This window comes from Streptococcus sp. SM3 (genome assembly GCF_027497875.1).
Map to the genome: position 1 here is coordinate 1 of NZ_JAJNSA010000037.1, position 23,924 is coordinate 23,924.

The 23,924-nt window shown below is 40.3% G+C and carries 16 protein-coding genes, 9 tRNA genes, 1 pseudogene and 1 CRISPR repeat array; of the genes and pseudogenes, 7 read left to right on the top strand and 19 right to left on the bottom strand.

The window, feature by feature from the left end:
• From gltX to patA, 5 genes are all read right to left on the bottom strand, one after another.
• Window positions 1–1,438, bottom strand: a 1,438-nt coding sequence (gene gltX / locus PAN06_RS07070; RefSeq protein WP_269795945.1) for a glutamate--tRNA ligase, incomplete at its 3' end; no start/stop codon positions are given.
• 127 nt (window positions 1,439–1,565) lie between these two features.
• Window positions 1,566–2,915, bottom strand: coding sequence for a glucose-6-phosphate isomerase (locus PAN06_RS07075; protein WP_269795946.1), 1,350 nt, complete (start codon window positions 2,913–2,915; stop codon window positions 1,566–1,568).
• 170 nt (window positions 2,916–3,085) lie between these two features.
• The gene (locus PAN06_RS07080; RefSeq protein WP_000124770.1) at window positions 3,086–3,775 is read right to left on the bottom strand and encodes a gamma-glutamyl-gamma-aminobutyrate hydrolase family protein; all 690 of its coding nucleotides are present in this window, start codon (window positions 3,773–3,775) and stop codon (window positions 3,086–3,088) included.
• A 138-nt stretch (window positions 3,776–3,913) separates the two neighbouring features.
• Window positions 3,914–5,680, bottom strand: coding sequence for a multidrug efflux ABC transporter subunit PatB (gene patB, locus PAN06_RS07085; protein WP_269795947.1), 1,767 nt, complete (start codon window positions 5,678–5,680; stop codon window positions 3,914–3,916).
• A 1-nt stretch (window position 5,681) separates the two neighbouring features.
• Window positions 5,682–7,388, bottom strand: a complete 1,707-nt coding sequence (patA, locus tag PAN06_RS07090; protein WP_269795948.1) for a multidrug efflux ABC transporter subunit PatA — start codon at window positions 7,386–7,388, stop codon at window positions 5,682–5,684.
• A gap of 204 nt (window positions 7,389–7,592) precedes the next feature.
• On the opposite strand from patA, the gene PAN06_RS07095 reads away from it, so the two are divergent.
• The 6 genes from PAN06_RS07095 to csn2 all read left to right on the top strand — a co-directional run bounded on the left by PAN06_RS07095 (window position 7,593) and on the right by csn2 (window position 16,026).
• On the top strand, window positions 7,593–8,609 hold the full coding sequence (locus tag PAN06_RS07095; protein ID WP_269795949.1) for an NAD(P)H-dependent glycerol-3-phosphate dehydrogenase: 1,017 nt from the start codon (window positions 7,593–7,595) through the stop codon (window positions 8,607–8,609).
• A gap of 21 nt (window positions 8,610–8,630) precedes the next feature.
• Window positions 8,631–9,530, top strand: coding sequence for a UTP--glucose-1-phosphate uridylyltransferase GalU (gene galU / locus PAN06_RS07100; RefSeq protein ID WP_042749929.1), 900 nt, complete (start codon window positions 8,631–8,633; stop codon window positions 9,528–9,530).
• 503 nt (window positions 9,531–10,033) lie between these two features.
• Window positions 10,034–14,167: a type II CRISPR RNA-guided endonuclease Cas9 gene (cas9, locus tag PAN06_RS07105; RefSeq protein ID WP_269795950.1), complete on the top strand. Its 4,134-nt coding sequence runs from the start codon at window positions 10,034–10,036 to the stop codon at window positions 14,165–14,167.
• Window positions 14,167–15,033 carry a type II CRISPR-associated endonuclease Cas1 gene (gene cas1 / locus PAN06_RS07110; protein WP_049486968.1) on the top strand — a complete coding sequence of 289 codons (867 nt, stop codon included), beginning with the start codon at window positions 14,167–14,169 and terminating at the stop codon, window positions 15,031–15,033. Before cas9 ends, cas1 begins: the two co-directional genes overlap by 1 nt.
• Window positions 15,030–15,374: a CRISPR-associated endonuclease Cas2 gene (gene cas2, locus PAN06_RS07115; RefSeq protein ID WP_002895389.1), complete on the top strand. Its 345-nt coding sequence runs from the start codon at window positions 15,030–15,032 to the stop codon at window positions 15,372–15,374. Before cas1 ends, cas2 begins: the two co-directional genes overlap by 4 nt.
• A complete protein-coding gene (csn2, locus tag PAN06_RS07120) occupies window positions 15,364–16,026 on the top strand; it encodes a type II-A CRISPR-associated protein Csn2 (RefSeq protein WP_049486971.1) in 663 nt (220 codons plus the stop codon). The genes cas2 and csn2 overlap by 11 nt, the downstream gene beginning before the upstream one ends.
• Before the next feature lie 90 nt (window positions 16,027–16,116).
• Window positions 16,117–17,275: direct repeats of the CRISPR family, unit length 36 nt; unit sequence GTTTTAGAGCTGTGTTGTTTCGAATGGTTCCAAAAC.
• 61 nt (window positions 17,276–17,336) lie between these two features.
• Here csn2 and PAN06_RS07125 read toward each other — a convergent pair.
• The 5 genes from PAN06_RS07125 to PAN06_RS07145 form a co-directional block, all read right to left on the bottom strand.
• Window positions 17,337–18,014, bottom strand: coding sequence for a rhomboid family intramembrane serine protease (locus PAN06_RS07125; protein WP_049510375.1), 678 nt, complete (start codon window positions 18,012–18,014; stop codon window positions 17,337–17,339).
• Entirely contained in the window at window positions 17,998–18,537 is a 540-nt protein-coding gene (locus PAN06_RS07130) for a 5-formyltetrahydrofolate cyclo-ligase (protein ID WP_049510373.1), read from the bottom strand. Before PAN06_RS07130 ends, PAN06_RS07125 begins: the two co-directional genes overlap by 17 nt.
• A gap of 11 nt (window positions 18,538–18,548) precedes the next feature.
• Window positions 18,549–19,679, bottom strand: a complete 1,131-nt coding sequence (locus PAN06_RS07135) for an N-acetyldiaminopimelate deacetylase (protein WP_049510371.1) — start codon at window positions 19,677–19,679, stop codon at window positions 18,549–18,551.
• 66 nt (window positions 19,680–19,745) lie between these two features.
• A complete protein-coding gene (gene dapD, locus PAN06_RS07140; RefSeq protein ID WP_000127443.1) occupies window positions 19,746–20,444 on the bottom strand; it encodes a 2,3,4,5-tetrahydropyridine-2,6-dicarboxylate N-acetyltransferase in 699 nt (232 codons plus the stop codon).
• A gap of 228 nt (window positions 20,445–20,672) precedes the next feature.
• The gene (locus PAN06_RS07145) at window positions 20,673–21,584 is read right to left on the bottom strand and encodes a DMT family transporter (protein WP_049510369.1); all 912 of its coding nucleotides are present in this window, start codon (window positions 21,582–21,584) and stop codon (window positions 20,673–20,675) included.
• 103 nt (window positions 21,585–21,687) lie between these two features.
• Here PAN06_RS07145 and PAN06_RS07150 point away from each other — a divergent pair.
• A pseudogene (locus tag PAN06_RS07150) lies at window positions 21,688–22,985 on the top strand (transposase).
• Window positions 22,986–23,086: 101 nt separating this feature from the next.
• On the opposite strand, the gene PAN06_RS07155 reads toward PAN06_RS07150, so the two are convergent.
• The 9 genes from PAN06_RS07155 to PAN06_RS07195 all read right to left on the bottom strand — a co-directional run bounded on the left by PAN06_RS07155 (window position 23,087) and on the right by PAN06_RS07195 (window position 23,870).
• Window positions 23,087–23,160, bottom strand: a tRNA-Pro gene (locus PAN06_RS07155).
• Window positions 23,161–23,175: 15 nt separating this feature from the next.
• Window positions 23,176–23,249, bottom strand: a tRNA-Arg gene (locus PAN06_RS07160).
• 11 nt (window positions 23,250–23,260) lie between these two features.
• Window positions 23,261–23,346, bottom strand: a tRNA-Leu gene (locus tag PAN06_RS07165).
• Window positions 23,347–23,353: 7 nt separating this feature from the next.
• Window positions 23,354–23,425, bottom strand: a tRNA-Gly gene (locus tag PAN06_RS07170).
• Window positions 23,426–23,447: 22 nt separating this feature from the next.
• A tRNA-Thr gene (locus PAN06_RS07175) sits at window positions 23,448–23,520 on the bottom strand.
• A gap of 18 nt (window positions 23,521–23,538) precedes the next feature.
• Window positions 23,539–23,620 (bottom strand) — tRNA-Leu (locus tag PAN06_RS07180).
• 5 nt (window positions 23,621–23,625) lie between these two features.
• Window positions 23,626–23,698, bottom strand: a tRNA-Lys gene (locus tag PAN06_RS07185).
• 24 nt (window positions 23,699–23,722) lie between these two features.
• A tRNA-Asp gene (locus PAN06_RS07190) sits at window positions 23,723–23,795 on the bottom strand.
• 2 nt (window positions 23,796–23,797) lie between these two features.
• Window positions 23,798–23,870: transfer RNA gene (locus PAN06_RS07195), tRNA-Val, on the bottom strand.
• Window positions 23,871–23,924 lie beyond the last annotated feature (54 nt).

Consider the following 23,924-nt stretch of genomic DNA (forward strand, 5'->3'; position numbering starts at 1 on the left):
TGTTTTCGATATGCTGGATTGATTTTTCACGGCCTAACAAGAAGATCGTATCTGGCAATTCTGGTCCATGCATTTCACCTGAAACTGCGATACGAATAGGCATAAAAAGATTTTTTCCTTTAATACCTGTTTCTTTTTGAACAGCTTTGATTTGTGGGAAGATATTTTCTGTCACAAATTCATCATCTGTCATCGCTTCAAGTTTTGCTTTGAAGGCTTCAAGAACTGTTGGGACTGTTTCACCCGCCATGACTTCGCGCTCTGCTTCTGTCAATTCTGGGAAATCTGAGAAGAAGAGATCTGTCAATGGGATAATCTCATCTACTGATTTCATTTGTGGTTTATAGAGCTCAACTAATTTTTCAGCCTTGTCAGTTAAACGGCCCGCTTCCTCTAAGAATGGTTTTGCCATTTCAAAGATAGTTTCTAGGTCTGCATTCTTGATATAATCATTGCTCATCCAGTCGAGTTTCTTCTGATCAAAGGCTGCTGGAGACTTGCTGAGGCGGTTTTCATCAAAAAGCTTAATGAGTTCTTCACGAGAGAAGATTTCATCTTCGCCACCTGGGTTCCAACCAAGAAGAGCAATAAAGTTAAAGACTGATTCTGGAAGGTAACCTTTCTTTCGGTAATCTTCGATAAATTGAAGTGTATTAGTATCACGTTTAGATAACTTCTTACCAGTCTCAGAGTTGATAATCAAGGTCATGTGACCAAACTCTGGAGCTTCCCAACCAAGTGCTTCATAAACCATGAGCTGTTTTGGTGTATTAGCAATGTGGTCGTCTCCACGGATTACGTGAGAAATTTGCATATCATGGTCATCGATGACAACGGCAAAGTTGTAAGTTGGGTAACCATCTTTCTTTTGGATAACCCAGTCACCACCGATATTGCCACCTTCAAATTCGATATCACCTTTGACCATATCATGCCATTTGTAGATACCTGACTCATTGACAGCCAAACGAACCGTTGGGATGATCCCTGCTGCTTCACGTTCTGCGATGTAAGCTGCTTTTTCTTCTTCACTCATACCAAGGTATTCATTGATGTAGCGTGGTGTTTCGCCAGCTGCTTCTTGGCGTTCGCGTTCAGCTGCCAACTCTTCTTCTGTAACGTAAGATTTGTAGGCTTTTCCTTCAGCTAACAGTTGGTCGATGTATTTTTGATACAAGTCCAAACGCTCAGACTGGCGGTAATTTTCATGTGTTTCTGGACTTTCATCCCAATCCATACCTAACCAACGAAGGTTTTCAAGCTGTGAACGTTCCCCATCCTCGACATGACGTTTACGGTCAGTATCTTCGATACGAATGATAAAAGTTCCACCATGATGACGTGCGTAAAGGTAGTTGAACAATGCTGTACGGGCATTCCCGATGTGTAGTAGTCCTGTTGGACTTGGTGCGTAACGTACGCGGATATCTTTTGACATAGTTTCTCCTATAAAGTCTCTAGGCGTCTGCCTTTTTGCTCTCTATATTATATCACAAGTCTTGGCTGAGTCCAATTTCTATGGATAAAGAGAGTAAAAAGAGTGGACAAACCACTCTTTTCTTCTATTATAGACGTGCGTTAAGTTCTTTGCTCAATTCTTCAAATCCTGGTTTTCCAAGAAGGGCAAACATGTTACGTTTGTAAGCTTCAACACCTGGTTGGTCAAATGGGTTGATAGCATTCAAGTAACCTGAAAGAGCGATAGCCAATTCGAAGAAGTAGATAGTGTAACCAAGAGTGAAAGCGTCTTGCTCTGGAAGAGTCACGTACATGTTTGGTACATCACCATCTGTGTGGGCAAGAAGAACACCATCAGTTGCTTTTTTGTTTACAAAGTCAACGTCTTTTCCTTGAAGGTAACCAAGTCCATCAAGGTCTTCTTCCAAGCTAGGAATAGTCACGTTTTTACGAGGTTTGTCAACACGAACAACTGTTTCAAACATGATACGAGTTCCTTCTTGGATAAATTGACCAAGTGAGTGCAAGTCAGTTGAGAAGTTGGCTGAAGTTGGGTAGATACCTTTTTGGTCTTTTCCTTCTGATTCACCAGCCAATTGTTTCCACCATTCTGAGAAGTATTGAAGTGATGGCTCGTAATTTACCAAGATCTCAGTTGCATAACCTTTACGGTAAAGAATGTTACGAACTGCTGCGTATTGGTAAGCTTCGTTTTCAGAGATTTTGTCTGAAGTGTAGTGTTTGCGAGCTGCATTCGCACCTTCCATAAGGGCTTTGATGTCAGCTCCTGATGCTGCGATTGGAAGCAAACCAACGGCTGTCAATACTGAGAAGCGTCCACCGATATCATCTGGAACAACAAATGTTTCCCAACCGTTAGCGTCTGCTTCAACCTTAACAGCACCTTTTTGGCGGTCAGTTGTTGCATAGATACGTTTGTTGGCTTCTTCTTGTCCGTATTTCTTAACCAAGAGTTCTTTGAAGACACGGAAAGCAATCGCTGGTTCAGTTGTTGTACCTGATTTAGAAATCACGTTTACTGAGAAGTCTTTATCAGCTACGTACTCTACCAAGTCAGCAAGGTAAGTAGATGAGATTGAGTTTCCTGCGTAAAGGATTTGCGGAGCCTTGCGTTCTTCTTTTGTTTGCAAGTTTGCAAAGTGGTGGTTCAAGAAGTCGATTGCTGCTTTGGCACCAAGGTAAGATCCACCGATACCGATCACAACTAAAACATCGCTGTCTGACTTGATTTGCTCAGCAGCTTTCAAGATGCGGTCAAATTCTTCACGGTCGTAGTTTTCAGGAAGATCCAACCATCCCAAGAAGTCGCTACCAGCACCAGTTCCTTTACGGATCAATTCATCTGCTGCTGTTACTTGTGATTGCATGTATTCCACTTCATGTGGTGCAACAAATTTGTCTAAGACTTTTGAATAATCAAATTTAATATGTGACATGTTATTCCTCCAATATTTCTTCTTTTCTATCATAACGCTTACCTTCGTTTTTTTCAAGTTTTTTTGTCGAATTTCTCCAATTTTTATCAGAATTCAAACGTTTGCGTAAAAATCCCATATTCCAAAAATTTTGAAAAAATAAAAGAAAGAACGACTAGATGTTCCAGTCGTTACAGTTCATTCAATAAATACTCAAATAATTCTAAATTGCCATCTTCTTCATTAACCAGAAACTCTGGATGCCACTGCAAACCGATAATGCGGTGCTCATCGATAGACTCAATCGCTTCGATGGTCTGGTCTCTTGGATCAATAGCAGTCACACGGAAATTAGGTGCCAAATCTTTAATGCTTTGACGATGGACGGAGTTGACTTGACTTTCTTTTCCAAATAGCTTAGCCACCACGCTTCCTTCTACTGTCTCAATAGAATGAGATGTTCCGAAAGGTAGGCCTTGCCAGTGACCTTCGATTTCTTGATTGAGGGTTCCCCCAAAGGCAACATTGACAAGTTGGACACCGCGACAGATTGCCATAATTGGTTTATTCTGACGGAGCGCTTCTTTCAATAGCGCCAATTCAAATTCGTCACGCACTAGGTTGTAATCATCACTCTCGATGGTCTTTTTCTCTCCATAAAACTGAGGATGGACATTTTGACCGCCTGTCAAGATAAGTTTGTCAATCATTTCTACATAATCGCGTACAACTGACTCATCACCAACAGGAATGACTAAAGGGAGACCACCGACTTGACGAATGCTCTCTGCGAATCTACAAGAAACAGATGAATGAATGTTTTTGCCTTCTGCGTCTACGGGACATAGATTTGCAGCAACTCCTACAACCGTTCTAGCCATGATGCCTCTCCTTTCGAATGTTAACGATAGTCCTATCATATCACTCAAAATGACTTTCGTCTAATATGTTTTTTTTAAGGCTGTGATAAAAATTTTTTATGGATAAGAAAAAGCTGCCCACATAGGACAACTTTTTCCTTATTCGAAGACAAATTGATTGTGATAGAGTTCTGAGTAGAATCCACCTAGTTTCAAGAGTTCATGGTGATTACCACGTTCAATCACTTCTCCATCTTTAAGGACAATAATCTGATCAGCATTGAGGATGGTCTTCAAACGGTGAGCAATGACGAAACTAGTTCTACCTGCTACAACTGCCTCCATGGCATGCTGAATCTTGCTTTCTGTCACCGTATCTACGTTTGAAGTTGCTTCATCTAGAATGAGAACCTCTGGATCTGTCATCAAGGTTCGAGCGATAGAAATCAATTGCTTTTGCCCAGTTGAGAAGATACTCTGGTCATCATCGATAAGAGTATCGTATTTATCAGGCAAACTTTCGATATAGTCGTGAATGTGGGTTGCCTTGGCTGCTGCCTCAACCATTTCTTGACTAGCATCTGGCACACCGAAACGGATATTGTCTCGAATCGTTCCGCTAAACAAGACCGAATCTTGCAAGACAATTCCCACCTTACTTCTGAGACTATCCAAGTCATAGTCACGAATGTCTTTTCCGTCAAAATAAATACCACCAGCATCAACATCATAAAAGCGATTGATGAGGTTCATAATAGTCGTTTTCCCTGAACCCGTCGGCCCAACAACCGCTGTCATCTGACCTTTAGGGGCAGAAATACTGACATCTTTCAAAATAGGTTTATCAGGCAAGTATGAAAAATCAATATGACTGATTTCAACACCTTCTTGCAACTTAGTGAAGATTGGAGCCTTTTCAGGTCGGATTTCTTCCTCTCCGTCAAACATTTCCTGAATCCGTTCAGCACCTGTAAAGGCCAACTGAAGACTTCCCCAACTCGCTGCAACTTGGATAATAGGCTGGTAGTACTGCTGTGAAAATTGTGCAAACATAACAATCAAACCGAGGGCTGTACTAGTTTCAATAGACTTATCATTCAAAAGTACAGCTGAACCAGCAAAGATGACGATGGCTGTATTAACCAGGCTCATCCCATTCATGACAGGGAAAAGAATTCCTGAGAACATTCTTCCTTTAAAGGTCGCCTTGCGCACGCGCTCATTTTGTTCAAGAAATCCTGCCATCATATCCTCTTGAATTCCTTGCACAATCACGGCTTTTTGGCCTGAGATACTCTCATCCATATAGGCGTTGAGCTTCCCTACCTCTTTCTGCTGGAGGTTAGTGTATTTGCGTGCCATTTTTACGATGAAAATTAGCATGAGGAAGGCAGCTGGTGTGCTGGCAATGGTGATGAGGGCCAGCGTCACATTCCTCGAAAACATGACAATAATCAGACCAATGTATAAAACAATATTACTCATGACCTGAATCAAGCTTTCGTTAAAGGCTTGGAGGATATTATCCAAATCACTGGTAAAACGAGACAGGATATCGCCATCTTGTCGGCGGTCAAAGAAAGAAACTGTCAAGCGAGCAAGCTTACCGAAGAGGCCTTTGCGCATCTCGTTGGTCGACTCTGCAATCACGCGCGTCATGAGACACATGTATATCACACTAGAGATAAATAGAACCAAAACCAGCAGTCCAAGATTGACCATGATTCCTGATAGACTTTGCCAAACAAGTTCTGGATTGCCATCTTGATAAGCTTGAACTAAATTAGCTAACTGCGTCACTGCTTGTCCAGAAAATACCGGAAAGAGAGCTTGGGCAAGAGTCGCCAGAACAATCATCAGTATGACAACTACAAATGATAGCTTATAGACTTTAAAATAATTCCAAAAAAATTGAACTGTCTTCATTTTACTCCTCCTTTCCTTTTTGTGTTTCATATATTTCACGGTAAACGGCATTGTTGGCAACCAAGTCTGCATGCGTGCCCTGACCAATCAATCGCCCTTGATCTAGAACCAAGATTTTATCTGCATGGACAACCGAGCTAATCTTTTGCGCGATGATAATGGTTGTCGTCCCCTTCAAGTCCTTATTCAAGGCTTCTTGAACCAGGCGCTCTGACTTAGCATCCAAGGCTGAGGTCGAATCGTCAAAAATCAGAATACGTGGATTGCTGACAATCCCACGCGCAATCGACATCCTTTGTTTTTGCCCACCTGAGAAATTGGTTCCCCGTTCCTCAACTGGACTTTCAAAGGTTTTTTCCATACGATGAATGAATTCACTGGCTTGGGCAATGTTGGCTGCTCGCTCCATTTCAAATAGAGTAGCATCTCCCTTACCCTGTCTCAAGTTATCTGCAATCGTTCCACTAAAGAGAATAGCACGTTGGAGAACGATAGACACTGTTTTACGCAAGGTTCCTTCACTCACTTCTCGAATATCCTTGCCTCCGATTTTGATAGACCCTTCCTGTGGGTCAAAGAGACGTGGAATCAATTGAGCCAAGGTTGATTTTCCTGCACCAGTCGCTCCAACTACACCAACCATTTGACCAGGCTCGATGGTAAAGCTCACATCTTTCAGCATCGGTTCCTTGTCCATTGGATAGGTAAAGGTCACATTTTCAAAGCTAAGACTTCCAACCAACTCTTCATCTGGGACATCCTTGAAGGTCATGGCTGGCTCTGCATCCAGAATTTCTCGAATACGACGCATAGAAATCATGGCACGGCTGACAGAATTCCCCAAAAATCCAACCATGACAATGGTAAAGATAATCTGGCTTAGGTAATTGACAAAGGAAGCAATGGAACCAACAACTGACGGATCCGACTGAACCATCCCCGCAACTAGCCAAATAGAGAGGAAAACCGCCCCGTAGCCGACCAACATCATGAAAGGTTCCACTACTGAAAAGGCATAACCGATGTAAAGATTTTGACCGAGAAGCTCGTCTGAAACCTCCGTAAACTTAGCAAACTGCTCTTTTTCTTGGACAAAGGACTTGACCACACGAACCCCACGCAGATTTTCCTTGGCAATGGCATTGATGCGTTCAAGAAGGGTTTGAAACTTGGCAAAACGAGGCCCCATCATACCCATCATGACAGCAGTCAAACCAAAAATTAAGATCACCATGAGAACAATCACCCACCACAGAGAAGGTAGGGTTTGAACCGCCAAGATAAACGAACCGATGAACAAGAGGGGAAGTCTGAAAAGAATTTGGAAGGTCATCATGACCACGTTCTGAATCTGATTGATATCATTTGTCATGCGAACGACTAGATTTCCCGCATTAAATTGTTCAATATTGGCATAAGAAAAGGTTTGGATTTTACGGAAGGCATCCTCTCGAAGATCGGATGAAACTCCTTGGGCAATATAGGCTGCTAGGACAACATTAAGACCACCAGCAACTAGACCGACCAAGGCCACACCAATCAACCAAGCCCCTATACTATAAATGGCTTCATATTTCCCAGCAAGGAGGGCGTCTAACACTTCCTGCAGATAACGCGGTTGCAAAAGTGAACTAGCAACCATCAAGCCTGTCATCAGGAGCGAAGCCAAGGCCTGCCACTTGTAGGTTTTTATTTTCTGAATCAGCATACTTTCTCCTTAAAAAATAGACAAAAGGGAGCGACAATGCGTCAGCTCCTTCTCATTCTGTTTGTGTGATGTTATTCTAGCAAAAAAGTGGGAACTTGTCAAAGAAGTCTCCTTGATACAAATTAGTGCGCTTTCATCTACAGTAATGCATGATAAAGGTTTTTATGGTAAAATAGTAAAAAGAAGGTTATAAAGGAGGGGAATATGGAAAAACAAACCATCGCCGTCTTGGGGCCTGGTTCTTGGGGAACTGCCCTTTCACAAGTCTTAAATGACAATGGACACGAGGTACGTATTTGGGGAAACATTCCCGAGCAAATCAATGAAATTAATACCTATCATACTAACAAACACTACTTTAAAGATGTCGTTCTAGATGAAAATATCATTGCCTACACCGACTTAGCAGAGGCACTGAAAGATGTAGATGCGATTTTGTTTGTTGTCCCAACAAAAGTGACACGACTTGTTGCCCAACAAGTTGCAAAAACCTTGGACCATAGGGCTATCATCATGCACGCATCAAAGGGATTAGAACCTGATAGCCATAAACGATTATCAACCATCCTTGAAGAAGAAATTCCTGAACATCTCCGCAGTGATATTGTCGTTGTTTCAGGACCTAGTCATGCAGAAGAGACCATTGTGCGTGACCTGACTTTAATCACTGCTGCTTCTAAGAATTTACAAACAGCTCAATACGTTCAAGAACTCTTTAGTAATCACTACTTCCGACTTTATACCAATACGGATGTTATCGGGGTTGAAACTGCTGGTGCTCTTAAAAATATTATTGCTGTCGGTGCTGGAGCTTTACATGGTTTGGGATTTGGTGACAATGCTAAGGCAGCCATCATCGCTCGAGGTTTGGCAGAAATTACTCGTCTAGGGGTAGCACTCGGGGCCAGTCCATTGACCTATAGTGGCTTGTCTGGTGTAGGAGACTTGATCGTAACAGGAACCTCCATCCACTCTCGTAACTGGAGAGCCGGAGATGCCCTTGGTCGTGGAGAATCTCTAGCTAATATCGAAGCCAATATGGGCATGGTAATCGAAGGAATCTCAACGACTCGAGCAGCCTACGAACTAGCGCAAGAACTTGGAGTCTATATGCCCATTACACAAGCCATTTATCAAGTTATCTACCACGGAACCAATATCAAAGATGCCATTTATGACATCATGAACAATGAATTTAAAGCAGAAAATGAGTGGTCTTAACCCTCTAGAGAAAGGATTCTTATGACATCAAAAGTTAGAAAGGCAGTCATCCCTGCCGCTGGACTCGGGACTCGATTTTTACCAGCAACCAAAGCACTTGCTAAAGAAATGTTGCCAATTGTGGACAAACCAACTATCCAATTTATCGTCGAAGAAGCTCTTAAATCAGGTATTGAAGATATTCTGGTTGTCACTGGTAAATCAAAACGTTCTATTGAAGACCACTTTGACTCAAACTTTGAGCTTGAATACAACCTCAAAGAAAAAGGCAAACATGACTTGCTAAAATTAGTCGACGAAACAACTGGCATTCGCCTTCACTTTATCCGTCAAAGCCATCCTCGTGGTCTTGGCGATGCTGTCTTACAAGCAAAAGCTTTTGTGGCGAATGAACCCTTCGTTGTCATGCTTGGTGACGACCTAATGGATATCACAGATGACAACGCTATACCTTTGACAAAACAATTGATGAATGATTACGAGTCGACTCACGCATCAACAATTGCTGTTATGCCTGTCCCTCATGAAGAAGTTTCAGCATATGGAGTTATCGCTCCTCAGGGTGAAGGGATTAATGGTCTCTACAGTGTCGAAACTTTCGTTGAAAAACCAGCTCCAGAAGATGCTCCAAGTGATTTGGCAATCATCGGACGCTATCTTCTGACACCTGAAATTTTTGATATCTTAGAAAATCAAGCTCCTGGCGCTGGAAATGAAATCCAGCTTACCGACGCTATTGATACACTTAATAAAACGCAACGTGTTTTCGCTCGTGAATTTACAGGAGCTCGTTACGACGTTGGGGATAAGTTTGGCTTTATGAAAACATCTATTGACTATGCCCTCAAGCACCCACAAGTCAAAGATGACTTGAAAGATTACCTCATCCAATTGGGAAAAGAATTAGCTGAGGGGGAATAGAAGAATATTCCATGTAAAAATAAGAACTAGGATAGTTAATTATCCCAGTTCTTTTTATTTTATATTGCTATTCTTTAGAACATCCATAATCTAAAAAGAAATCTGTATTTCTTACTTACTCTACTTATATTTTATGAAAGTACAACGATATTATTTGTTTTTTAACAAAAATGCGGCCACAATAAGTTTGTATAATAAAATAAAAAGCACCGAATCGGTGCGCACTTTTTCAAGTTGTGTACGGACAAAGCCTTATTTTAACTTGCTGTGTTGTTTCGAATAGTTCCAACACTTTCATTGTATACTTTTCTATTAAAAATTGCAAGAATAAATTGTTATAAAATAGAATAACACTTCATTTTATAAGATTAAAAACTTACACATTGAAAACGTTTTACAATTTCTTGATTTTAATAGTCAAAAGATATATAATTTAGCTAAAGTTAATATATTAGCGTTTACTAATAAGAACTTAAAGAGTATAACCCAAAGGAGAAACCTAAATGAGCAACAAACCTTACTCTATCGGACTTGATATCGGAACAAACAGCGTCGGATGGGCCGTCATTACGGATGACTATAAGGTGCCATCAAAAAAGATGAAAGTTCTAGGCAATACTGATAAACACTTTATCAAGAAAAATCTAATTGGAGCTTTATTATTTGATGAAGGAACTACTGCTGAAGATAGACGTCTAAAACGAACCGCGCGCCGTCGCTATACACGTCGAAAAAATCGTCTTCGCTATCTTCAAGAAATCTTTTCTCCGGAAATAAGCAAGGTGGATAGTAGTTTCTTTCATCGATTAGATGACTCCTTTTTAGTTCCTGAGGATAAAAGAGGAAGTAAATATCCTATTTTTGCTACCTTAGCAGAAGAAAAAGAATATCATAAGAATTTCCCAACTATCTATCATTTGAGGAAACAGCTGGCGAACTCAAAAGAAAAAGCTGACTTGCGCTTAATCTATCTAGCATTAGCTCATATGATTAAATACCGCGGACATTTTTTATATGAAGAATCTTTCGATATTAAAAACAATGATATCCAAAAAATCTTTAACGAGTTTATAAGCATTTACGACAACACCTTTGAAGGAAGTTCACTTAGTGGGCAAAACGCACAAGTAGAAGCAATTTTTACCGATAAAATTAGTAAATCTGCAAAGAGAGAACGCGTTCTAAAACTCTTTCCTGATGAAAAGTCCACTGGTTTGTTTTCGGAATTTCTCAAGTTGATTGTAGGAAATCAAGCTGATTTCAAAAAACATTTTGACTTAGAAGAAAAAGCTCCACTACAATTCTCTAAAGATACCTATGATGAGGATTTGGAAAACTTGCTCGGACAAATTGTAGATGACTTTGCAGACCTTTTCGTGGCCGCTAAAAAACTCTATGATGCGATTCTTCTGTCAGGCATTTTGACTGTCACAGATCCTTCAACCAAGGCTCCACTGTCAGCATCTATGATTGAGCGCTATGAAAATCACCAAAAAGACTTGGCAGTTTTAAAACAATTCATCAAAACCAATCTTCCAGAAAAATATGTTGAAGTTTTTTCTGACCAATCAAAAGATGGGTATGCTGGATATATCGATGGTAAGACCACACAAGAAGCATTTTACAAATATATCAAAAATCTTCTCTCTAAATTCGACGGAGCAGATTATTTCCTTGATAAAATCGAACGTGAAGTTTTCTTGAGAAAACAACGCACCTTTGATAATGGTTCTATTCCTCATCAAATTCATCTTCAAGAAATGAATACCATTCTCCGTCGACAAGGAGAACATTATCCATTCCTGAAGGAAAATAAAGAAAAGATAGAAAAAATCTTGACTTTCCGTATTCCTTACTACGTTGGTCCATTGGCTCGTGGCAATCGTGATTTTGCTTGGCTTACTCGAAATTCCGACCAAGCAATAAGACCTTGGAATTTTGAAGAAATTGTTGATAAAGCAAGCTCTGCGGAAGACTTCATCAATAAGATGACTAACTATGACTTGTATCTGCCAGAAGAAAAAGTTTTGCCTAAACACAGTCTCTTGTATGAAACATTTGCTGTCTATAATGAATTAACAAAAGTAAAGTTTATTGCAGAAGGAATGAGAGACTATCAATTCCTTGACAGTGGACAGAAAAAGAAAATTATCAATCAATTATTCAAAAAGAAAAGAAAAGTAACTGAAGATAATATCATCGATTGTTTACAAAAGATTGATAACTACGATGGAATCGAACTAAAAGGAATTGAAAAACAATTTAACGCTAGTCTATCCACTTATCATGACATACTAAAAATTATCAGAGATAAAGAATTTATGGATGATCCTAAAAATGGAGATATTCTTGAAAATGTTATCCATACTCTCACAATTTTTGAAGATCGAGAAATGATTAAGCAACGACTTGCTCAATATAATTCTATATTTGATGAGAAAGTGATTAAGGCACTGTCTCGTAAACATTACACTGGTTGGGGTAAACTCTCTGCCAAATTGATTAACGGTATCAGGGATAAACAAACGGGGAAAACTATTCTTGACTACTTGATGGATGATGGCAAGAGCAATCGTAACTTTATGCAGTTAATAAAAGATGATGAACTTTCTTTCACTGAAATTATCCAAAAAGCACAAGTTGTGGGTGACACAGATAATTTACGACAAGTTGTTCAAAATCTTCCTGGAAGTCCTGCCATCAAAAAGGGAATTTTACAAAGTATTAAGATTGTTGATGAACTTGTCAAGGTTATGGGCCATGCTCCCGAGTCTATTGTGATTGAAATGGCACGAGAAAATCAGACTACTGCCAGAGGGAAAAAGAATTCCCAACAGAGATATAAGCGCATTGAAGATTCATTAAAAAATTTAGCTTCTGGACTTGATTCAAACATACTAAAAGAAAATCCAACAGATAATGTTCAACTTCAAAATGACCGTCTCTTCCTTTACTATCTCCAAAATGGGAAGGATATGTATACTGGAGAAGCTCTTAATATCAACCAACTGAGCAGCTATGACATTGACCACATCATCCCACAGGCCTTTATCAAGGATGATTCTCTTGATAACCGTGTCTTGACGAGTTCAAAGGATAATCGTGGGAAATCCGATAATGTTCCTAGTCTTGAAGTAGTTGAAAAGATGAAAGCTTTTTGGCAACAATTATTGGATTCTAAATTGATTTCAGAACGTAAATATAATAATCTAACCAAAGCAGAGCGAGAGCGAGGCGGGCTAAATGAGCTTGATAAAGTTGGCTTTATCAAACGCCAACTAGTTGAAACACGCCAAATCACAAAACATGTTGCTCAGATCTTGGATGCTCGGTTCAATAAAGAAGTGACTGAGAAGAATAAGAAGAACCGTAATGTCAAAATTATCACTTTGAAATCCAACATGGTTTCCAACTTCCGTAAAGAATTTGGGTTATACAAGGTACGGGAAATCAATGACTACCACCACGCGCATGATGCCTATTTAAATGCAGTGGTTGCTAAGGCCATCCTTAAGAAATATCCTAAACTAGAGCCTGAATTCGTTTATGGCGACTATCAAAAGTACGATCTTAAGCGCTACATCTCAAAATCCAAAGATCCTAAAGAAGTCGAAAAAGCAACTGAAAAGTATTTCTTCTACTCAAACTTGTTGAACTTCTTCAAAGAAGAGGTGCATTACGCAGACGGAACCATCGTAAAAAGAGAAAATATCGAATACTCTAAAGACACTGGAGAAATCGCTTGGAATAAGGAAAAAGATTTCGCAACAATCAAAAAAGTGCTTTCCTTTCCTCAGGTGAATATTGTGAAGAAAACAGAAGAACAAACCGTTGGACAAAATGGCGGTCTGTTTGATAATAATATTGTGTCCAAGGAAAAAGTAGTTGACGCAAGTAAACTAATCCCGATCAAATCTGGTCTATCACCTGAAAAATATGGTGGCTATGCAAGACCTACAATCGCTTATTCAGTTCTGGTAACATACAAGCAAAATAATAAAATTAAAAACACAATGGTCGGCATTCCAGTGCTTACTAAATTAGAATTTGAAAGAGACCCTAATTTATATTTAAGAAATCTAGGAATCAACAATGTTTCACATGTAATAAAATTAGTTAAGCATACTGTATTGGAATTTAAACATAAATACGGAACCTATAGGAGATTTATAGTTAGCAATCAAGAATTGAAACGTGCAAATCAGATTTTTGTCACTACTAAACAAATGAAACTGATTTCTCAATATACCACTTTGGATAAAAATGAGCACGATAGCTTGTTAAAAAACAATCAACAACTTATACAATCAATTTGGAATCAATTTCTAGAATTTATGTTAGCAACAGACTTGGTTAATAAAAAACAGTATGATGAGCTTATTTTAACCAATAACCAAACTATTGAAGAATGTAGAAATATTATGAATAGGGTCATCACCACTTTATCTTTTACTAATATTAATGCTGGACAGAAAAAAATAATATTCGATGATACGTTATCATTACCTATAAAAAGATGGCAATTCGCTGACAGCGATAAAATGGTTAAAAAAATAATAGAATCCACCCTCATCCACCAATCCATCACTGGTCTTTACGAGACTCGGATTGACTTAAGCAAACTGGGAGAAGACTAATGGGATGGAGAACCGTTGTTGTCAATACGCACTCTAAGCTCTCCTACAAGAACAATCACTTGATTTTTAAAGATGCCTCTCGGACAGAGTTGATTCACCTGTCCGAGGTGGACATCCTACTTTTAGAGACGACGGATATCGTTCTCTCCACTATGCTGATTAAACGTTTGGTGGATGAAAATATTCTAGTCATCTTTTGTGATGACAAACGCTTGCCAACGGCATACTTAATGCCCTACTACGGTCGGCACGATTCCAGTTTGCAACTCTCTCGGCAAATTGCTTGGAATGAAGATGTAAAGGCGGAAATCTGGACAACCATCATTGCACAAAAAATTCTCAATCAGGCTTTTTATCTAGGGAGTTGTGGTTTTCTGGAAAAGAGCCAGTCAGTCATCGATCTCTATCATGGGTTGGATTTATTTGATCCTAGCAATCGTGAGGGTCATGCTGCTCGGATTTATTTTAACACCTTGTTTGGAAATGATTTTAGCCGTGAACAAGATAATGATGTCAATGCTGCCTTAGACTATGGTTACACCTTGATTTTGAGTATGTTTGCGCGTGAGATTGTCTTGTCTGGCTGCATGACTCAGTTTGGCTTGAAACATGCCAACCAGTTCAATCAATTCAACCTAGCTAGCGATATTATGGAACCTTTTCGTCCGATTATTGACAGAATCGTCTATGAAAATCGAAGCAGTTCTTTTGTCAAAATCAAGCGAGAACTTTTTACCATTTTCTCAGACACCTTCCACTACAATGGCAAAGATATGTACCTGTCCAATATCGTCAGTGACTATACTAAGAAAGTCATCCAAGCTCTCAATCAACCCGAGAAAGGAGTTCCTGAGTTTAGGATATGAGTTATCGATATATGCGTATGATTTTAATGTTTGATATGCCCGTTGATACCGCAGAGGAACGCAAGGCCTATCGGAAATTTCGGAAGTTCCTCATAGATGAGGGATTTATCATGCACCAATTCTCCATCTATAGCAAACTTTTGCTCAACAACTCTGCTAATAACGCCATGATTGAGCGACTCAAAACTCACAACCCTAAAAAAGGAAACATTACTCTCTTAACCGTTACAGAAAAGCAATTTTCTCGCATGATCTACTTAAATGGCGAGCGAAATACCAGTGTAGCAAACTCCGATGCACGTTTAGTCTTTCTAGGAGAGGAGCCTAGAGATGAAGATTAATTTCCCATTATTAGATGAACCATTGGCTATTGAAAATGCAACCTTTTTAGTGTTGGAAGACCAGTTTACCTTTTCGACTATCGTCAAGCAGTTCTACCAGTACACTGATGATGGGGACTTGAAATTATTTGATAGAAATCTAAAATCTCTGAAAGAGTCTGAGTTACTGGTAATAACGGATGTCTTAGGATACAATCTCAACTCCTCTTCTATGCTCAAGCTGATACATGCAGATCTTGAAAATCAGCTTAATGACAAGCCAGAAGTCAAATCCATGATTGAAAAACTGGTAGCTACGATTACAGAATTGTTAGCATTTGAGTGCTTAGAAAATGAACTAGACCTAGAGTACGATGAAATCACCATTCTAGAGTTGATCGATGCTCTAGGGGTCAAAGTTGAAACTCTGAGTGATACACCTTTCGAAAAGATGCTAGAAATTGTCCAGGTTTTTAAATATCTTTCCAAAAAGAAACTCCTTGTCTTCATCAATGCGTCCGCCTATCTATCAAAGGATGAGTTAGTAAATCTGATAGAGTATATCCAACTCAATCAACTAAGGGTCTTATTTGTCGAACCTCGAAAAGTCTATGATTTTCCTCAATATGTGCTGGATCAAGACTATTTCTTGAACCCTGAAAATATGGTATAATAAGGGTAACAATTGGAGCCTGACGAGCTGAAGTCTGGCTGAGACGAATGGCGCGATTACGAAATTTCGTGAGAAAAATTTTTCTACGAGGTTTTAGAGCTGTGTTGTTTCGAATGGTTCCAAAACACCTTGCTATTTCTCACACAACCACGGGAAGTTTTAGAGCTGTGTTGTTTCGAATGGTTCCAAAACTCTCATACTCTTTTTCGTTTATGTAAGGATGTTTTAGAGCTGTGTTGTTTCGAATGGTTCCAAAACCATTTAGTCTTGATGGATTATCTGAAACTGGTTTTAGAGCTGTGTTGTTTCGAATGGTTCCAAAACGTACGTCACGCTTGAAGGTAAAATGTTCTGGTTTTAGAGCTGTGTTGTTTCGAATGGTTCCAAAACTCAATGCTTTTTACAACTTATGTTGCTATTGTTTTAGAGCTGTGTTGTTTCGAATGGTTCCAAAACTTAACCTTGATAAAGTGGCGCTAGACATTGGTTTTAGAGCTGTGTTGTTTCGAATGGTTCCAAAACACAGACGTTTATTGGAAAGTCTCCTTGGCTGTTTTAGAGCTGTGTTGTTTCGAATGGTTCCAAAACTAGTCCGTATGCAAGACAAAATGCTCCGCTGTTTTAGAGCTGTGTTGTTTCGAATGGTTCCAAAACACAAAATAACGGATTTATCAAACGCTACATGTTTTAGAGCTGTGTTGTTTCGAATGGTTCCAAAACTTAACAAGCGCCTGTCTGACTGAAATGTAGGTTTTAGAGCTGTGTTGTTTCGAATGGTTCCAAAACCAGTTGGGAGTGAAGAATTTATGGGTTGGTGTTTTAGAGCTGTGTTGTTTCGAATGGTTCCAAAACCCAAGCCTTGCCGAACGCTTACAAGCTAACGGTTTTAGAGCTGTGTTGTTTCGAATGGTTCCAAAACTTTAGGAAATGAGACTAAACTTGAATTGTAGTTTTAGAGCTGTGTTGTTTCGAATGGTTCCAAAACAATTAAGAACGTCTAAATTAGATGCTCTTGGTTTTAGAGCTGTGTTGTTTCGAATGGTTCCAAAACATCCATCTATCTATTTAGAAGTTAATTCTTGTTTTAGAGCTGTGTTGTTTCGAATGGTTCCAAAACCAGACCTAGAAAACCTACTACCAAACTTGGGTTTTAGAGCTGTGTTGTTTCGAATGGTTCCAAAACCAAGTTGTTTAGGACCGAAGTCTAAATGAAGTTTTAGAGCTGTTTGTTTTAAATGGTTCCAAAACACATTAAAAGCTACTCATTTTTCAAGTAGCTTTTTTTCTTATTCAAGTTTACATATTAGTCGTCACAATCCCATTCCCTTGTAGAAAAGCAACACTGCGAGTCCTACGAATAACACTACCGCTCCTAACCTCTGGCTAGTACTATACATCCGTCTTTCTCCTCGGACTGGAAAGATAATTGCTAGAAATGCTCCACCAACTGCTCCCCCGATATGGCCTGCTAGGCTGATTCCTGGAATCAGAACACTTCCAATAATGTTAACCACAAAAAGTGTCAGATAAGATTGCCCTAGCTGTTGGATATAAGGATTACGCGTTGCATAGCGAAGAACAATAATCGCGGCAAATAGCCCATAAAGAGAGGTAGAGGCTCCTGCTGCTAAGGATTTGGGACTAAATACAAAAACAAAGAGATTGCCCATCATTCCTGATAAAAGATAGAGAAAGAAAAACTTCTTGGATCCGAAAATTTCCTCTACTTGCCTACCAAGATAATAAAGGGAAAGCATATTAACAATGAAATGCTCCCAACCAATATGAACAAAAATGGCTGAAAAGAGACGCCAAATTTGCTCAGGAAAGAGGCGAATAGCTGGCCCATACATGGCTCCAAATCGAAATAATGTATCTGCCCTGTCAAAGTTTCCGCCTGCAGTGACCAACATTAGTAAAAATACCAAGGCCGTCACTAAGAGGAAGAAACTCGTCACAGGGTAACGTCTATCAAAGATTTCCTTCATCAATTAATACCTCCTCAACAGGAATATCATGCTTTTCAGGTATAAAGTCCTGAATTTGACAAGGATAAACCGTACTCAAACTATGACCAGAAAAATGTTTCAGATAACGGTCATAATAGCCTCCACCGTATCCTATCCGATATCCTTTCGTCGTAAAAGCCAGACCAGGAACATGAATCAAATCAATCTGAGAGGCATCCACCACTTCCAAATCTCCCTGTGGCTCCAGTAATCCAAAGGAAGTTTTGACCAGTTGTTGCGAATTATAGACTACAAAGTCCATGCGCCCCTTGGGATAAGTTTTGGGTATCAGAACCTTCTTGCCGTCCTTCAGCGCCTGCTCAATCAATCCCTGCGTTTGAAACTCATGAGGGAAAGAGAGGTAGCTTGCGATGACCTTGGCTTCTTGGTAGAAGCGATGTTGTAAAAGTCGTTCTGTTAAAGCTTGGTCTATAGCCTGTTTTTGTTCTTGAGATAAAGCCTTCATTTCTTGCAAGACTTGCTTACGTAATTCCGATTTCATAGACAACCCCTCTACTCTGCTGCCTTCTTTTTCAGGAAACTAGAGACCGCGTCCACCCCAATAGCTAAGGCTTCTTCCTTAGGACTCATCTGAGGGTGATGAAGGGCGTAGGGACTATCAATACCTAGCCAGAACATAACGCCATCAACTTTTGAAAGGAGATAACCAAAGTCTTCACCTGTCATAGCAGGTTCGATATCAATCAACTCGATTCCCTCTTTTTCTTCAAAGAAGTCCATCAGTTCACGCGCCAAGGCTGGATTATTCTCAACAGGCAGATAACCACCTTGCTTGAGTTCCACTTCGACTTCCATATCAAAGGCTGCTGCAACTCCTTCTGCAACTGTTTTGACCCGCTTTTGCACCAAGAGACTCATGTCCTGTGTCAAAGCCCGAATAGTTCCATGTAAAAAGGCTGTGTCTGTGATGACATTGTTGGTTGTTCCGGCTTGGAAAAGACCAAAGGTCACCACTGCTCCCTCGATTGGATTAACATTGCGGCTAACCACTGACTGTACTTGGGTCACAAAGTAACTAGCAGCCACCAAGGCATCATTAGCTTCATGTGGAAAGGCTGCGTGGCCACCTTTGCCTTTGAAACGGATTTTCACCTCACAAGTTCCTGCAAAGAGTGTATGAGTATTGGTCGCAATCTGTCCAACCTTCAAATCTGGACGGACATGGAGTCCATAAAATTGGTCTGGTAACCAATCTCCAAAAGCGCCATCCTCATACATGAGCATGCCACCAGCTTCATTCTCTTCAGCAGGCTGAAATAGGAAGAGCAAATTATTTTTAGGTTGCTCTTCAAGGGCTCGCTCAAGACAGCCCAAAGCAATAGTCATGTGGAAATCATGGCCACAAGCGTGCATACGACCTTGGTGCTGAGAAGCGAAAGGAAGACCTGTTTGTTCGACAATAGGCAGGCCATCAATATCTGTTCTCCAACCAATGGTACGCTCTGGCTGACTTCCCTGCAAATAAACCAAAATCCCTGTCCTCCAAGTTCGAACTTGGACAAAATCCTTGCCCGCAGTCAATTTCTCAATCACATCCAGCAAATAAGCCTGAGTCTTGAACTCCTCCAAGCCAATCTCTGGAATCTGGTGCAAATCTCGTCTAGTCTGAATCAAATCTAACATCTATCTGTCCTCCTATATAGCAGAAAGAGGCTAGAAAAGAGTTCCGCCTCTATTTTTCATTTACAATTACAAGGTACGAAGCGCATCTTCTAGCGCTGTTTTTTGTTGAGTTTGGGCATCAATCTCTTTGATGATACGAGCTGGAACACCTGCTACCACCACGTTTTCTGGGACATCTTGGGTAACGATAGCTCCTGCCGCGACAACTGAACCACTACCGATTTGAACTCCTTCGATAACCACTGCATTGGCCCCGATGAGAACATTGTCTCCGACACGGACTGGTTCAGCACTAGCTGGCTCAATCACACCTGCCAAAACTGCACCTGCACCAACGTGACTGTTTTTCCCCACGATAGCACGGCCACCAAGGATAGCACCCATGTCAATCATGGTTCCTGCACCAATTTCAGCACCGATATTGATAACTGCTCCCATCATGATAACAGCATTGTCACCAATTTCAACCTGATCACGGATAATCGCACCCGGCTCAATACGAGCGTTGATAGCACGTTTATCTAGCAAGGGAACTGCAGAATTACGAGCGTCTTGCTCAACAACATAGTCTTGATTTTCTACCAAGCCATCGAGAAGAGGAGCTACATCCTTCCAGTCTCCAAATAGGACATTCCCTAGTTTGACAACAGAGCTAGGTACAGCAGTTGCAAGTTCTCCCTCAAAGGTTACTTTTACACTGGTTTTCTTCTCAGCATTGGCGATAAATTGGATAATTTCTTGTGCGTTCATTTTTGTAGCAGTCATAGGCGCCTCCTAGTTCATTTTAATGATACCTATTCTACCAAAAAAGGCCTCAAATTTGAAGCTTTTTTGTTTGTTTTTAGGGATGATTTTTAGGGATGTGAGATAAAACGTGCTGTCGGTAAAAGCAAGCTCCTACCGATACAAGCTAAAAACACTCTTCACAACTATCTCCCCGTGTTTTATTGACTATTCTAGTATAGCACACTTTTAGAATTAAGAACGGACTTTTTATTTACTTTCTTTCGCTTCTTCTATCGATAGGAAAATCATGGGCAAAATAATCAAGGCCATAGCTAGAAGGAGGGACCAATCCACTACCAAGCCTAAAAACAAAACACTCAAGAGAGCAGAAGAGAGAGGTTCACTGGCACTGATAACGGAAACAACCAGAGGAGAAACCAAGGAAACAGCCTTCATGGAAATAAAAAAGGCAAAAGCTGTCCCAAAAAAAGCGATAATGAGACAAATCAAAATACTCCAAATATCAGGAACAAAGGAAAGCTGATAAACCGGCGAGAGGACATTGCTAAATAAACCGGCCAAAATCATCCCCCACCCAACCGTGGGTACAAAACCATATCTCTTAGCGAAAGGCTGAGGTAGGATAACATTAAACATGACCCCCATGGCACTCAGCAAACCTGTAATAAGGGCCAGTGGCGTCATGGATAACTGAGAGAGATCCCCTTTTGTCGCCATCAAGCAAACACCCAACATGGCAACCAAAACATAGAAAATAGCGCTTTTTGACGCTCGTTTTTGATAAACCAAACGATTGTAAAAGAGGATAAAGACAGGACTGATAAACTGTAAAATAGTTGCTGTAGCTGCATTTGAGTATTCTACACAGAGATAGAAAAAATACTGAACTGAAAAAATCCCCAAAATAGAATAAGCTAAAAAGGGCAGGTAATTTTTCTTATCTCGCCAAATATCTAGCACTTGCGATTTTAATTGCACTGCAGACCAAATGAGCACAAGACTCCCTGCCAGTGTCAAACGCATAGAGGTAATCCAGCCAGAGGACACTTGATAATAAGTAAAGAAATATTCTCCTAAAATTCCACAGATTCCCCAGATTAAGCCGGATAGGAGCGAATAAATTGTTCCTTTAACAATCTTTTTCTGATACTGATTCATACCTTTATTGTAACACGAAAGGAAAAAAGAAAAAAGTGGCAATAGAAAAGTCCCATAAGATCTATAATGAAAAGTTACCAAACAACTCATTAGAAAGAATCATATGGAACAACTACACTTTATCACAAAACTACTCGATATTAAAGATCCTAATATCCAAATTATGGATGCTATCAATAAGGGTAACTTCTCAAAGTAACTTCCACTTTTACTAGCGGTGTAACTTAGTTTGGGAATTTAGCTGTTATCAATAGGAATACCCACAAGTAAATCATCTCTAAACTGGAATACGATGCCCCATCTTGTCCTCATTGTGGGAAGTCAAATGAAGAAATATGACTTTCAAAAACTGTCTAAGATTCCTTACCTTGAAACGACTGGTATGACTGCTAGAATTCTGCTTAGCAAGCGTCGATTCAAGTGCTATCACTGTTCAAAAACGATAGTGGCTGAGACTTCTATCGTCAAGAGGAATCACCAAATCCCTCGTATCATCAACCAAAAGATTACTCAAAAGCTGATTGAAAAGACTTCTATGACCGATATTTCACATCAGCTAGCCATTTCAACTTCAACTGTCATTCGTAAGCTCAATGACTTTCACTTTGAGTGTAACTTTAGCCATTTGCCTGAAATTATGCCCTTGGACGTTAAAACAGTCAGGTGAGTGACTGTTTCAATCGGTAGATGAAGATGAGGTTCATTGAGCAAGATTTTGATAATCTCAGTATCATAGCTGTTCTTGAGGGTAGAACACAAACTATCATCCGAAATAACTTTCTTCGCTACCATAGAGCTGTTCGCTGTCAGGTAAAAATTATTACTATGGATCTGTTTAGTCCTTATAATGACTTGGTTAAACAGCTTCGCTTTCGAATTTCTAGGCTCAGGCTGAAACAGTCTCCCAGACTGTTTCACTCCCAAACGCTAAAATCGTGTTGGATCGTTTCCATATTATTGTCCAACACATGAGCCGTGCTATGAGTTGTGTGCGTGCCCAAACTAATAAAGAAATTCTAGACAAGCTTTTGAGCTATTCAGAAGACTTGAAACACCACTATCATTTCTATGACTCTTGCCTTTTCACTTTCAGAATAAGGAACCGGATAAATTTTTCGGGCTCATTGAGGACAATCTAAAGGAGGTTCATCCCCTTTTTCAGACTGTCTTTAAAACATTTCTAAAGGACAAAGAGAAAATCGTCAACACCCTTCAATTCCCCTATTCAAATGCCAAACTGGACGCGACTAATAATCTCATCAAACTAATCAAACGAAATGCCTTTGGTTTCCGAAACTTTGTAAACTTCAAAAACGGATTTTTATCTCCCTAAATATCAAAAAGAACGGACAAAATGTGGCCTTTCTCGAGCTTAGCTTTTCTTCAACCCACTACAGTTAACAATGAGCCAATAAAAAAGAGAGAAGCAAACTGATTCTCTCTTAATGTATATAATATCTAGTTAAACAAAAAAAGATACGCTTACATATCTCTGTAATGAATCGGGAAGACAGGATTCGAACCTGCGACACCTTGGTCCCAAACCAAGTACTCTACCAAGCTGAGCTACTTCCCGAGTTAAATAGAAAAATGCACCCTAGAGGAGTCGAACCTCTAACCGCCTGATTCGTAGTCAGGTACTCTATCCAGTTGAGCTAAGGGTGCTCATTAGTTTATGCCGAGGACCGGAATCGAACCGGTACGATCGTTACCAATCGCAGGATTTTAAGTCCTGTGCGTCTGCCAGTTCCGCCACCCCGGCCTCTCTAAGCGAACGACGGGATTCGAACCCGCGACCCCCACCTTGGCAAGGTGGTGTTCTACCACTGAACTACGTTCGCACTGTTTTCTTCTATCTAAAAATGCCGGCTACATGACTTGAACACGCGACCCTCTGATTACAAATCAGATGCTCTACCAACTGAGCTAAGCCGGCTCATTTATTATATCTTAATGCGGGTTAAGGGACTTGAACCCCCACGCCGTTAAGCGCCAGATCCTAAATCTGGTGCGTCTGCCAATTCCGCCAAACCCGCATATATGACCCGTACTGGGCTCGAACCAGTGACCCATTGATTAAAAGTCAATTGCTCTACCAACTGAGCTAACGAGTCTAAAATAACTTACGTTATCTTAAACGGTCCCGACGGGAATCGAACCCGCGATCTTCGCCGTGACAGGGCGACGTGATAACCGCTACACTACGGGACCTTTGGGAGTTAACGGGATCGAACCGCTGACCCTCTGCTTGTAAGGCAGATGCTCTCCCAGCTGAGCTAAACTCCCTAGAGCTAAGCGACTTCCATATCTCACAGGGGGCAACCCCCAACTACTTCCGGC

What these genes read in the sequence shown, in the direction of transcription:
- patB (WP_269795947.1), bottom strand. Translation starts at nt 5,680, where the DNA reads ATGAAGACAGTTCAATTTTTTTGGAATTATTTTAAAGTCTATAAGCTA.
- dapD (WP_000127443.1), bottom strand. Translation starts at nt 20,444, where the DNA reads ATGACTGCTACAAAAATGAACGCACAAGAAATTATCCAATTTATCGCC.
- cas1 (WP_049486968.1), top strand. Translation starts at nt 14,167, where the DNA reads ATGGGATGGAGAACCGTTGTTGTCAATACGCACTCTAAGCTCTCCTAC.
- galU (WP_042749929.1), top strand. Translation starts at nt 8,631, where the DNA reads ATGACATCAAAAGTTAGAAAGGCAGTCATCCCTGCCGCTGGACTCGGG.
- PAN06_RS07080 (WP_000124770.1), bottom strand. Translation starts at nt 3,775, where the DNA reads ATGGCTAGAACGGTTGTAGGAGTTGCTGCAAATCTATGTCCCGTAGAC.
- PAN06_RS07135 (WP_049510371.1), bottom strand. Translation starts at nt 19,679, where the DNA reads ATGTTAGATTTGATTCAGACTAGACGAGATTTGCACCAGATTCCAGAG.
- PAN06_RS07130 (WP_049510373.1), bottom strand. Translation starts at nt 18,537, where the DNA reads ATGAAATCGGAATTACGTAAGCAAGTCTTGCAAGAAATGAAGGCTTTA.
- PAN06_RS07125 (WP_049510375.1), bottom strand. Translation starts at nt 18,014, where the DNA reads ATGAAGGAAATCTTTGATAGACGTTACCCTGTGACGAGTTTCTTCCTC.
- csn2 (WP_049486971.1), top strand. Translation starts at nt 15,364, where the DNA reads ATGAAGATTAATTTCCCATTATTAGATGAACCATTGGCTATTGAAAAT.
- cas9 (WP_269795950.1), top strand. Translation starts at nt 10,034, where the DNA reads ATGAGCAACAAACCTTACTCTATCGGACTTGATATCGGAACAAACAGC.
- PAN06_RS07075 (WP_269795946.1), bottom strand. Translation starts at nt 2,915, where the DNA reads ATGTCACATATTAAATTTGATTATTCAAAAGTCTTAGACAAATTTGTT.
- PAN06_RS07095 (WP_269795949.1), top strand. Translation starts at nt 7,593, where the DNA reads ATGGAAAAACAAACCATCGCCGTCTTGGGGCCTGGTTCTTGGGGAACT.
- patA (WP_269795948.1), bottom strand. Translation starts at nt 7,388, where the DNA reads ATGCTGATTCAGAAAATAAAAACCTACAAGTGGCAGGCCTTGGCTTCG.
- PAN06_RS07145 (WP_049510369.1), bottom strand. Translation starts at nt 21,584, where the DNA reads ATGAATCAGTATCAGAAAAAGATTGTTAAAGGAACAATTTATTCGCTC.
- cas2 (WP_002895389.1), top strand. Translation starts at nt 15,030, where the DNA reads ATGAGTTATCGATATATGCGTATGATTTTAATGTTTGATATGCCCGTT.